The organism is Klebsiella sp. 64, from assembly GCF_018223915.1.
Classification (GTDB): domain Bacteria; phylum Pseudomonadota; class Gammaproteobacteria; order Enterobacterales; family Enterobacteriaceae; genus Klebsiella; species Klebsiella pneumoniae.
This window is the reverse complement of the sequence record NZ_JAGRQZ010000005.1, coordinates 297,933-310,730: the sequence shown is the minus strand read 5'-3', so window position 1 is coordinate 310,730 and position 12,798 is coordinate 297,933. Positions and strand designations below refer to the sequence as shown.

The 12,798-nt window shown below is 58.9% G+C and carries 12 protein-coding genes; 8 read left to right on the top strand and 4 right to left on the bottom strand.

The genetic code is table 11. The annotated features are described in order from the left end of the window. Positions 1–11: 11 nt before the first annotated feature. Entirely contained in the window at positions 12–1,367 is a 1,356-nt protein-coding gene (gene envZ / locus KHQ23_RS07015; protein ID WP_002920333.1) for a two-component system sensor histidine kinase EnvZ, read from the bottom strand. Next, complete coding sequence (gene ompR / locus KHQ23_RS07010; protein WP_001157751.1) at positions 1,364–2,083, bottom strand: two-component system response regulator OmpR; 720 nt, start codon at positions 2,081–2,083, stop codon at positions 1,364–1,366. Before ompR ends, envZ begins: the two co-directional genes overlap by 4 nt. Positions 2,084–2,310: 227 nt before the next feature. Here ompR and greB point away from each other — a divergent pair, with 227 nt between their 5' ends. The 5 genes from greB to feoC all read left to right on the top strand — a co-directional run bounded on the left by greB (position 2,311) and on the right by feoC (position 8,452). After that, positions 2,311–2,784: a transcription elongation factor GreB gene (gene greB / locus KHQ23_RS07005; protein WP_002920503.1), complete on the top strand. Its 474-nt coding sequence runs from the start codon at positions 2,311–2,313 to the stop codon at positions 2,782–2,784. 100 nt (positions 2,785–2,884) lie between these two features. Next, positions 2,885–5,215 (top strand): Tex family protein, encoded by a 2,331-nt coding sequence (locus KHQ23_RS07000; protein ID WP_004150056.1) that lies wholly within the window; start codon positions 2,885–2,887, stop codon positions 5,213–5,215. A gap of 413 nt (positions 5,216–5,628) precedes the next feature. Then, positions 5,629–5,856 carry a ferrous iron transporter A gene (gene feoA, locus KHQ23_RS06995; RefSeq protein WP_002920506.1) on the top strand — a complete coding sequence of 76 codons (228 nt, stop codon included), beginning with the start codon at positions 5,629–5,631 and terminating at the stop codon, positions 5,854–5,856. 28 nt (positions 5,857–5,884) lie between these two features. Continuing rightward, the gene (feoB, locus tag KHQ23_RS06990) at positions 5,885–8,203 is read left to right on the top strand and encodes a Fe(2+) transporter permease subunit FeoB (protein WP_023285601.1); all 2,319 of its coding nucleotides are present in this window, start codon (positions 5,885–5,887) and stop codon (positions 8,201–8,203) included. 9 nt (positions 8,204–8,212) lie between these two features. Further along, on the top strand, positions 8,213–8,452 hold the full coding sequence (gene feoC / locus KHQ23_RS06985; protein ID WP_002920509.1) for a [Fe-S]-dependent transcriptional repressor FeoC: 240 nt from the start codon (positions 8,213–8,215) through the stop codon (positions 8,450–8,452). 88 nt (positions 8,453–8,540) lie between these two features. On the opposite strand, the gene KHQ23_RS06980 is transcribed toward feoC, so the two are convergent. Together KHQ23_RS06980 and bioH are read right to left on the bottom strand one after the other, a co-directional pair. After that, the gene (locus tag KHQ23_RS06980; RefSeq protein WP_002920510.1) at positions 8,541–8,810 is read right to left on the bottom strand and encodes a YdgH/BhsA/McbA-like domain containing protein; all 270 of its coding nucleotides are present in this window, start codon (positions 8,808–8,810) and stop codon (positions 8,541–8,543) included. 120 nt (positions 8,811–8,930) lie between these two features. Continuing rightward, a complete protein-coding gene (gene bioH / locus KHQ23_RS06975; protein WP_004174021.1) occupies positions 8,931–9,704 on the bottom strand; it encodes a pimeloyl-ACP methyl ester esterase BioH in 774 nt (257 codons plus the stop codon). Positions 9,705–9,742: 38 nt separating this feature from the next. Here bioH and gntX point away from each other — a divergent pair, with 38 nt between their 5' ends. The 3 genes from gntX to gntT all read left to right on the top strand — a co-directional run bounded on the left by gntX (position 9,743) and on the right by gntT (position 12,704). Beyond that, on the top strand, positions 9,743–10,417 hold the full coding sequence (gene gntX / locus KHQ23_RS06970; protein ID WP_004185961.1) for a DNA utilization protein GntX: 675 nt from the start codon (positions 9,743–9,745) through the stop codon (positions 10,415–10,417). A gap of 58 nt (positions 10,418–10,475) precedes the next feature. After that, positions 10,476–11,051: a Fe-S biogenesis protein NfuA gene (nfuA, locus tag KHQ23_RS06965; RefSeq protein ID WP_002920540.1), complete on the top strand. Its 576-nt coding sequence runs from the start codon at positions 10,476–10,478 to the stop codon at positions 11,049–11,051. A gap of 336 nt (positions 11,052–11,387) precedes the next feature. Beyond that, entirely contained in the window at positions 11,388–12,704 is a 1,317-nt protein-coding gene (gntT, locus tag KHQ23_RS06960) for a gluconate transporter (RefSeq protein ID WP_002920542.1), read from the top strand. Positions 12,705–12,798 lie beyond the last annotated feature (94 nt).

Here is a 12,798-nt window from a genome sequence, read left to right as displayed (position 1 = left end):
CGCGGGCGCGATCAGCTCTCCCTGGCGGGTTTCATCGGCGCCAGCATCCGGTGCACCGGCAGCCAGGCGCGGATCAGTAACCCGCCGCGTTCGCTGGAGCCAATCTCCAGCCGGCCGTTGTGATTGTCGATAATACGCTGAACAATCGCCAACCCCAGCCCGGTGCCGCTGGTGCTGCGGGCGCTGTCGCCGCGTACAAACGGCTGAAACAGGTGCTCCCGCTGCTCAGGTTTAATCCCCGGTCCATCATCTTCTACCTGGAACCAGGCCCGGCTCGCTTCGCTGCCGCTGCTGACCTTGATCCAGCCATTGCCATAGCGGGCCGCGTTGACCACCATATTCGCCAGCGCGCGCTTGATAGACAGCGGGTGCATACGTACCGGAATCTCGCCGGCCTGCAGGGCGGTGGCGATTTCCCGCTCATAGCCACTCTCCGCAGCGATCACTTCCCCCAGCACCGCATTCAGATCCGCCAGCTCCATCGGCATCTCCTGCCCGGTGCGCAGATAGTCGATAAACTGCTCGATGATGGCGTTGCACTCTTCAATATCTTTGTTGATCGACTCCGCGAGATAGCCGTCCTGCTCGCCCATCATCTCGGTGGCCAGACGAATGCGGGTCAGCGGGGTTCGTAAATCATGACTGACCCCGGCCATCAGCAGCGTACGGTCATCAGCCAGCTGCTTCACGCCCGCCGCCATATGGTTAAAGGCGCGCGTCACCGAACGCACTTCGGAGGCGCCATACTCGCGCAGCGGCGGCGGAATAATGCCGCGCCCGACCTGCAGCGCCGCGTGCTCCAGATCCACCAACGGGCGGTTCTGAATACGAATAAACAGCCAGGCGCCGCCTATCGCCAGCAGCATGATCGCCAGGGTATAGCGGAACAGCGGCGAGAAGTCGCCCTGATGGATCTCGGTCAGCGGCACCCGCACCCAGATATTGGGCGACAGCCAGGTCTTCAGCCACACCACAGGGGAGCTTTTATTGACCTCTACCCGCACCTCTGTGGGGCCACCAAGCTGATGGGCCATCTGCTGGCTTAAGAATTCATAATGCTGCGCCCAGCGCAGGCCTGCGTCTTCCGCCGCTTCATTGGAATAGAGCGAAATCCCCAGCTCGCGATAAATTTCACGACGAAACGCCGGGGGCACCACCAGCTGGGTGCCATCCTCCAGCTGCAGTTTGTCGGTCATCAGCATACGCACTTCGTAGGCTAACACTTTATTAAACTGCTGGAGACTCGGCAGGATCGCGAAATTCAGTACCACCAGATAGGTCGTCACCAGGCTGACGAACAGCAAGGTGACGATCAGGAGCAGTGTGCGAGCAAAGGAGCTGCGCGGCGAAAAGCGCACGCGTTTCATGCCTTAGAACCGTCCGGGACGAAGACGTAGCCCAGACCCCAGACGGTCTGGATGTAGCGCGGATGCGCCGGGTCCTCTTCCACCATGCGGCGCAGGCGGGAGATCTGTACGTCGATGGAGCGCTCCATCGCAGAGTATTCGCGGCCGCGGGCGAGGTTCATCAGCTTATCGCGCGACAGCGGCTCACGGGGATGGCTCACCAGCGCCTTCAGGACCGCGAATTCGCCGCTGGTCAACGGCATCGGCTCGTCTTCACGGAACATCTCGCGGGTACCCAGGTTCAGTTTGAATTTACCAAAGGCGATAACCGCCTCTTCCTGCGACGGCGCGCCCGGCAGCTCGTTCGCCTGGCGGCGCAGCACCGCCCGGATGCGGGCCAGCAGTTCGCGCGGGTTAAACGGCTTCGGAATATAGTCGTCAGCCCCGATCTCCAGACCCACGATCCGATCGACCTCTTCGCCTTTCGCCGTCACCATAATGATCGGCATCGGGTTACTCTGGCTGCGCAGACGACGGCAGATAGAGAGACCATCTTCGCCCGGCAGCATCAGATCCAGCACCATCAGGTGGAAGGATTCACGGGTTAACAGACGATCCATCTGTTCGGCGTTCGCCACGCTACGAACCTGGAAGCCCTGCTCGGTCAGATAACGCTCGAGCAGCGCACGCAGGCGCATGTCGTCATCCACAACCAGAATCTTATAATTCTCTTGCATTGTTTGTACTCCCAAAGGTTCACTGCAATAGTCAGTGCGTATTCTCAAAAAAGCCCGGCGCGCTCACCAGCTAAATCTGGTATATATTCCAGGCTAAATTGTTACAAAGCATATTTAACAGCAGGTTAAGTATACATTTAATCATAAGACACAGTATTTATCCTGTCGGTATTATTACGCGCTACAAATTGTGCGCAACGACAGACAGTCAGAAGGTTGAACTCACGATGAAAACGCCGCTGATCACCCGCGAGGGATATGAAAAACTGAAGCAGGAGATGGACTACCTGTGGCGCCAGGAGCGTCCGGAAGTGACCAAAAAGGTGACCTGGGCCGCCAGCCTCGGCGACCGCAGCGAGAACGCGGACTACCAGTACAACAAAAAGCGCCTGCGGGAGATCGATCGCCGGGTCCGCTATCTGACCAAATGTCTGGAACAGTTGAAAATCGTCGATTACTCGCCGCAACAGGAAGGTAAAGTCTTCTTCGGCGCCTGGGTAGAGATTGAAAACGATGAAGGCGATATCAAGCGCTTTCGCATCGTCGGTTACGATGAAATTTTTGGCCGCAAAGACTATATCTCCATCGACTCGCCGATGGCGCGCGCACTGTTAAAAAAAGAGGTTGGCGATCTGGCCATCGTCAACACGCCGGCGGGCGAAGCCAGCTGGTATGTCAACGAGATCGAATACGTTAAATAGACAAGAACTTTCCGAGAGACGCCCGGCGCGGCTGGTATTTTTAGCCGTCAGTCCGTATAACTAGTCCCTGTTTTTTGACCCTAAAGATGAATTAAAAGCCATGATGAATGATTCGCTCTGCCGCATTATTGCGGGTGAACTTCAGGCCAGAGCCGAACAGGTAGAAGCTGCCGTTCGCCTGCTTGATGAAGGGAACACCGTGCCGTTTATTGCACGTTATCGTAAAGAAGTCACCGGCGGTCTGGATGACACGCAGCTGCGTAATCTGGAAACTCGCCTCGGCTATCTGCGCGAACTCGAAGACCGTCGTCAGGCGATCCTCAAATCCATCGCTGAACAGGGCAAACTGACCGACGCGCTGGAAAAAGCCATCAACACCACGCTCAGCAAAACCGAACTGGAAGATCTCTACCTGCCCTACAAGCCGAAGCGCCGTACACGCGGGCAGATCGCTATCGAAGCCGGGCTCGAACCGCTGGCTGACCTGCTGTGGAACGAACCGGCCCACGATCCGGAAGCGGAGGCCGCAAAATATATTGATGCCGATAAGGGCGTAGCCGACAGCAAAGCGGCCCTGGACGGCGCGCGCTATATTCTGATGGAGCGGTTTGCCGAAGACGCCGCGCTGCTGGCGAAGGTCCGTGACTATCTGTGGAAAAACGCCCACCTGGTCTCCACCGTCGTCAGCGGTAAAGAAGAGGAAGGCGCTAAATTCCGCGACTACTTCGATCACCATGAACCGATCGCCACCGTGCCGTCGCATCGCGCGCTGGCGATGTTCCGCGGTCGCAACGAAGGCGTCCTGCAGCTCTCTTTAAACGCTGACCCGCAGTTTGACGAGCCGCCGAAAGAGAGCCACGGCGAGCAAATTATTATCGACCACCTGGGCCTGCGCCTGAATAACGCCCCGGCGGACAGCTGGCGTAAAGGCGTCGTCAGCTGGACCTGGCGGATCAAAGTCCTGATGCATCTCGAAACCGAGCTGATGGGCACCGTGCGCGAACGCGCGGAGGACGAGGCAATCAACGTCTTCGCCCGCAACCTGCACGATCTGCTGATGGCCGCGCCCGCCGGGCTGCGCGCCACCATGGGACTCGATCCGGGCCTGCGCACCGGGGTGAAAGTGGCCGTCGTCGACGCCACCGGTAAACTGGTCGCCACCGATACCATCTATCCCCACACCGGCCAGGCCGCCAAAGCGGCCGTCGCCGTCGCCGCGCTGTGTGAGAAGTACAACGTTGAGCTGGTGGCCATCGGCAACGGTACCGCCTCGCGTGAAACCGAGCGTTTCTTCCTCGACGTGCAGAAGCAGTTCCCAAAGGTCACCGCCCAGAAGGTGATCGTCAGCGAAGCCGGGGCTTCCGTTTACTCCGCCTCCGAGCTGGCGGCGCAGGAGTTCCCGGACCTCGACGTGTCGCTGCGCGGCGCGGTCTCCATCGCCCGCCGTCTGCAGGATCCCCTGGCCGAGCTGGTGAAAATCGACCCGAAATCCATTGGCGTCGGCCAGTATCAGCACGACGTCAGCCAGACCCAGCTGGCGCGTAAGCTGGACGCGGTGGTGGAAGACTGTGTGAACGCCGTCGGCGTTGACCTGAACACCGCCTCCGTTCCGCTGCTGACCCGCGTCGCCGGCCTGACCCGCATGATGGCGCAGAACATCGTCGCCTGGCGCGACGAGAATGGTCAGTTCCAGAACCGCCAGCAGCTGCTGAAAGTCAGCCGTCTGGGGCCGAAAGCCTTTGAACAGTGCGCGGGCTTCCTGCGTATCAACCACGGCGACAACCCGCTGGATGCCTCCACCGTTCACCCGGAAGCTTACCCGGTGGTCGAACGTATTCTGGCCGCCACCCAGCAGGCGCTGAAAGATCTGATGGGCAATAGCAGTGCGCTGCGCCACCTGAAGGCAGTGGACTTCACCGATGAGAAGTTTGGCGTCCCGACGGTCACCGACATTATCAAAGAGCTGGAAAAACCGGGCCGCGATCCGCGTCCGGAGTTTAAGACCGCGAAGTTCGCCGATGGTGTGGAGACCATGAATGACCTGCTGCCGGGAATGATTCTGGAAGGTGCCGTCACCAACGTCACCAACTTCGGCGCGTTTGTTGATATCGGCGTTCATCAGGACGGACTGGTACACATTTCGTCGCTTTCTGACCGGTTTGTTGAGGATCCGCACACCGTGGTGAAAGCGGGCGACATCGTCAAGGTCAAAGTGATGGAAGTCGATCTGCCGCGTAAGCGTATCGCCCTGACCATGCGTCTCGACGAGCAGCCGGGCGACAGCAACGCCCGCCGCGGCGGTGGTCAGGAGCGCCCGCAGGGAAATCGCCCGGCCGCGAAAGCCGCCAAACCCCGCGGTCGCGAGGCGCAGCCTGCCGGCAACAGCGCGATGATGGATGCCCTCGCCGCAGCGATGGGTAAAAAACGCTAAACTCTCCCTGCCCCTTTTTCAGGGGCAGTTTTTTTTCATGACCAGGCCATCGCCATCACACACAAAACAGGTTCAGTTGTTTCTGATAACCTGCTTTTATTCCATGCCTGAAAGGCAGCGAAATTAATATTTTCATTTCGTTAACTTCAGAAACCTTAATTAAACATTAGATCGCCGAAATAATATTTCGCGCATTTTTGATTACAGGCTGACTTTGCGGCATATCAATAAAAAGGTGATTTTCACTTTAAAAATAGCCTGCAGCGCATCATATGTATTGATGATAAAAACCATTCTCATTATCATCGATTACAGAACGTTTTTTTCTTTTTTCGTTGGCTACGGTCCCCGGCGCAACTGCCTCCAGGCGTCCGGAAAATTCTTCTTCGGTTAGCGATAGACAAGTAGGCCCTATGCAATTCACACCTGATAGTGCGTGGAAAATTACCGGTTTTTCTCGCGATATTAGCCCAGCATACCGTCAGAAACTGCTCTCCCTCGGCATGCTGCCCGGTTCCTCTTTTCATGTGGTTCGCGTGGCGCCGCTCGGCGATCCTGTTCATATTGAAACCCGACGCGTCAGTCTGGTATTACGCAAAAAAGATCTCGCCTTAATCGAACTGGAAGCGGTTGCACAATAACGGCTGGCCCGGCACAAGAGTCTGAAATATGCAAAAATTAACCGTTGGTTTAATTGGTAATCCTAATTCCGGCAAGACCACCTTATTTAATCAGCTGACCGGCGCTCGCCAGCGCGTGGGCAACTGGGCTGGGGTGACCGTTGAGCGTAAAGAGGGGATTTTCGCCACCACTGACCACCAGGTCACGCTGGTCGACCTCCCGGGAACCTACTCCCTGACCACCATCTCCTCGCAGACCTCGCTGGACGAGCAGATTGCCTGCCACTACATCCTGAGCGGCGACGCCGACATGCTGATTAACGTGGTCGATGCCTCCAACCTCGAGCGCAACCTCTATCTGACGCTGCAGCTGCTCGAGCTGGGGATCCCCTGCGTCGTCGCGCTGAACATGCTGGATATCGCCGAAAAGCAGCAGGTGCGGATCGATATCGACGCCCTCGCCGCCCGTCTCGGTTGCCCGGTCATTCCGCTGGTATCGACTCGCGGACGGGGGATCGAAGCGCTGAAGATCGCCCTCGACCGTCATCAGGCGAACAGCGATCTTGAGCTGGTCCACTATCCGCAGCCGCTGCTGCGCGAAGCTGACCTGCTGGCGCAGCAGATGTCAGCGCAGATCCCGCCCCGGCAGCGGCGCTGGCTGGGTCTGCAGATGCTGGAGGGCGATATCTACAGCCGGGCCTATGCCGGCGACGCCGCCGAAAAACTGGATATCGCCCTGGCGAATCTCAGCGACGAGATCGACGACCCGGCGCTGCACATCGCTGACGCGCGCTATCAGACCATCGCCGCCATTTGCGACGCCGTCAGCAATACCCTGACCGCCGAACCAAGCCGCTTCACCGCCGCGATGGACAAAGTGATCCTCAACCGCTTCCTCGGGTTGCCGATTTTTCTCTTTGTCATGTACTTGATGTTCCTGCTGGCGATCAACATCGGCGGCGCGCTGCAGCCGATTTTCGATGCCGGCTCGGTCGCGATCTTTGTGCATGGCATTCAATGGCTGGGTTACACCCTGCACTTCCCGGACTGGCTGACCGTGTTCCTCGCCCAGGGGATCGGCGGCGGTATCAACACCGTGCTGCCGCTGGTGCCGCAGATCGGCATGATGTATCTGTTTCTCTCCTTCCTTGAGGACTCCGGCTACATGGCGCGCGCCGCCTTTGTGATGGATCGCCTGATGCAAGCCCTCGGCCTGCCGGGGAAATCCTTCGTCCCGCTGATTGTCGGTTTTGGCTGCAACGTGCCGTCGGTGATGGGCGCCCGCACCCTTGACGCGCCGCGCGAGCGTCTGATGACCATTATGATGGCGCCGTTTATGTCCTGCGGCGCGCGGCTGGCGATCTTCGCCGTCTTCGCGGCCGCCTTCTTTGGGCAGAACGGCGCGCTGGCGGTCTTCTCGCTCTATGTGCTGGGCATTGTGATGGCCATCCTCACCGGCCTGATGCTGAAGCACACCATTATGCGCGGCGAAGCCTCGCCGTTCGTGATGGAGCTGCCGGTGTACCACGTCCCGCATATCAAGAGCCTGATTATCCAGACCTGGCAGCGCCTGAAGGGCTTTGTGCTGCGCGCCGGGAAGGTGATCGTCATCGTCAGCATCTTCCTCAGCGCGCTGAACAGCTTCTCACTGAGCGGTAAGGTCGTCGACAACATCAACGACTCCGCGCTGGCCTCGGTGAGCCGGGTCATTACGCCGGTGTTTAAACCGATCGGCGTGCATGAAGATAACTGGCAGGCCACCGTCGGCCTGTTTACCGGCGCGATGGCGAAAGAGGTGGTAGTGGGTACGCTGAACACCCTCTATACCGCCGAAGATATCCAGAATGAGGAATTCAATCCGCAGACCTTCAGCCTCGGCGAAGAACTGCTCGCCGCCGTCGATGAGACATGGCAGGGACTGAAAGACACCTTCAGCCTCAGCGTCCTGGCCAACCCCATCGAAGCCAGCAAAGGCGATGGCGAAATGGCCACCGGCGCCATGGGGGTGATGGGCAGTAAATTTGGCAGCGCGGCGGCGGCATACAGCTACCTGATCTTCGTCCTGCTCTATATTCCCTGCATCTCGGTGATGGGCGCCATCGCCCGCGAATCAAGCCGCGGCTGGATGACCTTCTCCATCCTGTGGGGGCTGAATATCGCCTATTCGCTCTCGACGCTCTATTACCAGACCGTTAGCTTTAGCGATCACCCGCGCTACAGTCTGGTGTGTATCCTGGCGGTAGTGTTGTTCAACGTGGTGCTCTTCGGCCTGTTGCGCCGGGCGCGCAGCCGGGTGGACGTCTCGCTGCTTGCCACGCGAAAAACGCCGGCCTCCTGCTGTTCCAGCCCGGCTGGCGATTGCCACTAAGGAGGGACTGTGGCGTCGTTAATGGAAGTCCGCGATATGCTGGCCCTGCAGGGCCGCATGGAGGCGAAACAGCTCAGTGCTCGCCTGCAGACGCCTCAGCCGCTGATTGACGCCATGCTTGAGCGAATGGAAGCCATGGGTAAGGTGGTCCGGATCAGCGAAACGAGCGAGGGCTGCCTCTCCGGCAGCTGTAAAAGTTGCCCTGAAGGGAAAGCGGCGTGCCGGCAGGAGTGGTGGGCGCTGCGATGAAAGGAGTCAGGCCTGGTCGCGCAACGAGGTAAAACGAGTAAGACAGCTATGAAAAACGGGCCAGCAGGCCCGTTTTCTTATGACTGGATTATTTATAAACGTCAGCGTTCGCGTGTACGGTTTTTTCGTTTTTCTGCCCGGCAATCACCACAAAGTATTTCCCACCCAGCTCATCGGCTTTTTTCGACAGATCGCGTCGGGCATCCATCGGCGACGTCGTCCTGGAGGTCGTAATGCTACCGACCTTGGTCAGATTCATCTTCGCCACGTCTTCTTTTTGGATCTCTTTCGCGGCGAATGCGCCGAAAGAGAGGGTGCCTATCACCAGAGATGCAACCATTCCTGTAACAAGTTTCATAGCCTCTACTCTCCATAAGGTTGTTATTGTAGGTCACGGTGGCGGATTGAAATAATCAACCACCGTAACAACCTAAGTATTGCTAGGAATGGCCCTTTTACCATGGCGCGGCAAAAAAAATTACCCCAGCCGCGTCTTCAGCGCCAGCAGCGGCTCGCAGAAGGCCGCGGGATGGGAAACAAACGGCGCATGCGCGGCCTTATCGAAGAGGATTGACTCGCTTTCCGGCCACAGGTCATCCAGCAACGGGACGATCTTGCGCGGCACCAGTCCATCCAGCCGGCCATACAGCCGCAGAAACGGCATCGGCAGCCTGACCAGCGCCTGACGCAGATCGACGGTTCTGAGGATCTCCAGTCCGCCATTCAGCGCCTCGGCGGAAGGCATCGGCAGCGAGAGCACCGCCTGCTTTAACGCCCGCGCATCCTGACGCGCGCTCTCTGTGCCCATGGTTTGCAGGGCGAGGAATCGCTCGACGGTGCGCTGGAAATCGTCGCTCAGCTGCTGCTGAAATCCGGCCAGCACCTCGGGCTTGATGCCGGGCCAGTCGTCACGAGCCGCGAAACAGGGGGAAGAGGCAACCGTCACCAGCGCCTGCACGCGTTCCGGACGCATAATCGCGACCTGGCTGGCCACCAGCCCGCCCAGGCTCCAGCCCAGCCACACCGCCTGTGGAGGGGCCTGCTCCAGCACCCGCTGCGCCATCGCCTCCAGCGACATCGCCCCAAACCCGCCGCTGCGGCCATAGCCCGGCAGATCCACCAGGTGGAGGGTAAAATGCGAAGCCAGCTGCGGCGTGATGCAATCCCATACCTGAGCGTTCAGCCCCCAGCCGTGCAGCAGCACAAGATGACAATCTCCTTCGCCGATTGTTTGCCACCAGATGTCGTTCATCCGTTACCGTTCTCTTTTTACTGGACAGAAGGCCAAATATGCTAACAGCACACAGCTTATGCTGGCTATGCCAAATGCCGCTGGCAGTCGCCCGCTGGGGGATCTGCTCCCGCTGCAGCCGCGCCCTGCTCGCCTGTCCCCCGCTCTGCCCGCAGTGCGGCCTGCCGGCGGCGGCATCCCGTCACCCCTGCGGCCGCTGCCTGCAAAAGCCGCCTCCCTGGCATCGGCTGGTGGCGGTCAATGACTATCGCCCGCCGCTGAGCGGTCTGGTGCAGCAGCTGAAGTTTCACCATCGCCCGGAGCTGGGCCCCGCCCTCGCGCGTCTGCTGCTGCAGCGCCTTCTGCAGCGTGACGATTTGCCGCCAGTAGACGCTCTGGTCGGCGTGCCGCTATGGCATCGCCGTCGCTGGCGCCGGGGTTATAATCAGTGCGACGAACTGTGCCGACCGTTAGCCCGCTGGCGAGGATGCGTCTGGCATCGCGAAGGCCTGACTCGCCAGCGAGCCGGCGCCGTCCAACATTCGCTCAATGCCCGCCAGCGCAGGCAGAACCTGAAAAATGCCTTTCAGCTTGAATTTGCCGTGCAGGGACTCCATATCGCTCTGGTGGATGATGTCGTCACGACCGGCAGCACCGTCGCTGAGATATCCCGCCTGCTTTTGCGAAACGGCGCCGCGACGGTTCAGGTATGGTGTTTGTGCCGTACCTTGTAGACCCCCGCTGATGGGCGTATTATAACCCAGTAAAATAGTCAACTATTAGGCCAACGCTATGATCCGTATTTCCGATGCTGCACAAGCGCACTTTGCCAAACTGCTGGCAAATCAGGAAGAAGGGACGCAAATTCGCGTATTTGTGATTAATCCCGGCACCCCAAACGCTGAGTGCGGCGTATCCTACTGCCCACCGGATGCGGTGGAAGACACCGACACGGCGCTGAAATTTGAACAGCTGACCGCCTATGTCGATGAGCTCAGCGCGCCCTATCTGGAAGACGCTGAAATTGATTTCGTCACTGACCAGCTCGGCTCGCAGCTGACGCTGAAAGCGCCGAACGCCAAAATGCGCAAAGTCTCTGACGATGCCCCGCTGATGGAGCGCGTCGAGTACCTGCTGCAGTCGCAGATTAACCCGCAGCTGGCAGGCCACGGCGGCCGCGTATCGCTGATGGAGATCACCGACGACGGTCTGGCTATCCTGCAGTTCGGCGGCGGATGCAACGGCTGCTCGATGGTCGACGTGACCCTGAAAGAAGGTATTGAAAAACAGCTGCTGAACGAGTTTCCGGAGCTGAAAGGGGTTCGCGATCTGACCGAGCATCAGCGCGGCGAGCACTCCTACTACTAAGCCCTTCCTCCGGCGGCACCCTGCCGCCGGTCCTCCCTGGCCCTTTCTGTGTTACCGCGCAACATCTCCCGCTAAATGACCGGCAAAAACCGGGGAAAGAGTATGACTTAAGTCTCATATTTAACATTTTCCCCCGTCAGGTGATTCTCAACCCTCACATGTTACCCGTATCATCCATTTCAGGCGCCACCGGCAAAAAAATAGCCAGCTATCCTTTATCTGGGTAAGGATAATGCAAGCGTTTACGGCGCCAGACTATTTTGCTCCCTGACGGAGCGGATGCTCTACAGGTTCGAACTTTGACGTTACCCATAACAAATTAAGGCCAGGTAAATCATGCCATTAGTCATCGTTGCTATCGGGGTTGCCCTGTTGTTGCTGTTAATGATCCGTTTCAAAATGAACGGCTTCATTGCGCTGGTTCTGGTGGCGCTCGCCGTCGGATTAATGCAGGGTATGCCACTGGATAAAGTGATCGTCTCCATCAAAAACGGCGTTGGCGGCACCCTTGGCAGCCTCGCGCTGATCATGGGCTTCGGCGCTATGCTCGGTAAGCTGCTGGCAGACTGCGGCGGCGCCCAGCGTATCGCCACCACGCTTATCAATAAGTTCGGTAAGAAGCATATTCAGTGGGCGGTGGTCCTGACCGGCTTCACCGTTGGCTTCGCCCTGTTCTATGAAGTGGGCTTCGTGCTGATGCTGCCGCTGGTGTTCACTATCGCCGCCTCGGCCCGTATTCCGCTGCTGTACGTCGGCGTACCGATGGCAGCCGCGCTCTCCGTCACCCACGGCTTCCTGCCGCCGCATCCGGGTCCGACCGCGATCGCCACCATCTTCCATGCCGATATGGGCAAAACGCTGCTCTACGGCACCATTCTGGCTATCCCGACGGTTATCCTGGCGGGACCGGTATTTGCGCGCTTCCTGAAAGGGATAGATAAGCCGATCCCGGAAGGCCTGCATAACCCGAAAGTGTTCACTGAAGAAGAGATGCCAGGCTTTGGCGTCAGCGTCTGGACCTCGCTGGTTCCGGTGATCCTGATGGCGATGCGCGCCGTGGCTGAGATGATCCTGCCGAAAGGCCACGCCTTCCTGCCAATTGCCGAGTTCTTCGGCGACCCGGTGATGGCCACCCTGATTGCGGTACTGATTGCCCTGTTCACCTTCGGTTTGAACCGCGGCCGCTCCATGGAGCAGATCAACGATACCCTGACCTCTTCGATCAAAATCATCGCCATGATGCTGTTGATCATCGGCGGCGGCGGCGCCTTCAAGCAGGTGCTGGTGGATAGCGGCATGGATAAATACATCGCCTCTATCATGCACGAATCGAACATGTCTCCGCTGTTTATGGCGTGGTCTATCGCCGCGGTGCTGCGTATCGCGCTGGGTTCGGCTACCGTGGCCGCCATCACCGCGGGCGGGATCGCCGCGCCGCTGATCGCCACCACCGGCGTCAGCCCGGAGCTGATGGTTATCGCCGTTGGCTCCGGCAGCGTTATCTTCTCCCACGTCAACGATCCGGGCTTCTGGCTGTTCAAAGAGTACTTTAACCTGACCATCGGCGAGACCATCAAGTCCTGGTCGGTGCTGGAAACCATTATCTCAGTCTGCGGCCTGGTGGGCTGTCTGCTGCTGGGGATGGTGGTGTAAGGTCACTCCCGCCACAGAAAAAGGCCGGTCCGCGTGAAGCGGGCCGGCCTTTTTTATCGGACATGCTCTTCGCCGCGCAGAGGAGCGCGCGGCA

Coding starts and splice junctions, on each gene's coding strand:
- envZ (WP_002920333.1), bottom strand. CDS start 1,367: ATGAAACGCGTGCGCTTTTCGCCGCGCAGCTCCTTTGCTCGCACACTG.
- ompR (WP_001157751.1), bottom strand. CDS start 2,083: ATGCAAGAGAATTATAAGATTCTGGTTGTGGATGACGACATGCGCCTG.
- greB (WP_002920503.1), top strand. CDS start 2,311: ATGAAAACGCCGCTGATCACCCGCGAGGGATATGAAAAACTGAAGCAG.
- KHQ23_RS07000 (WP_004150056.1), top strand. CDS start 2,885: ATGATGAATGATTCGCTCTGCCGCATTATTGCGGGTGAACTTCAGGCC.
- feoA (WP_002920506.1), top strand. CDS start 5,629: ATGCAATTCACACCTGATAGTGCGTGGAAAATTACCGGTTTTTCTCGC.
- feoB (WP_023285601.1), top strand. CDS start 5,885: ATGCAAAAATTAACCGTTGGTTTAATTGGTAATCCTAATTCCGGCAAG.
- KHQ23_RS06980 (WP_002920510.1), bottom strand. CDS start 8,810: ATGAAACTTGTTACAGGAATGGTTGCATCTCTGGTGATAGGCACCCTC.
- bioH (WP_004174021.1), bottom strand. CDS start 9,704: ATGAACGACATCTGGTGGCAAACAATCGGCGAAGGAGATTGTCATCTT.
- gntX (WP_004185961.1), top strand. CDS start 9,743: ATGCTAACAGCACACAGCTTATGCTGGCTATGCCAAATGCCGCTGGCA.
- nfuA (WP_002920540.1), top strand. CDS start 10,476: ATGATCCGTATTTCCGATGCTGCACAAGCGCACTTTGCCAAACTGCTG.
- gntT (WP_002920542.1), top strand. CDS start 11,388: ATGCCATTAGTCATCGTTGCTATCGGGGTTGCCCTGTTGTTGCTGTTA.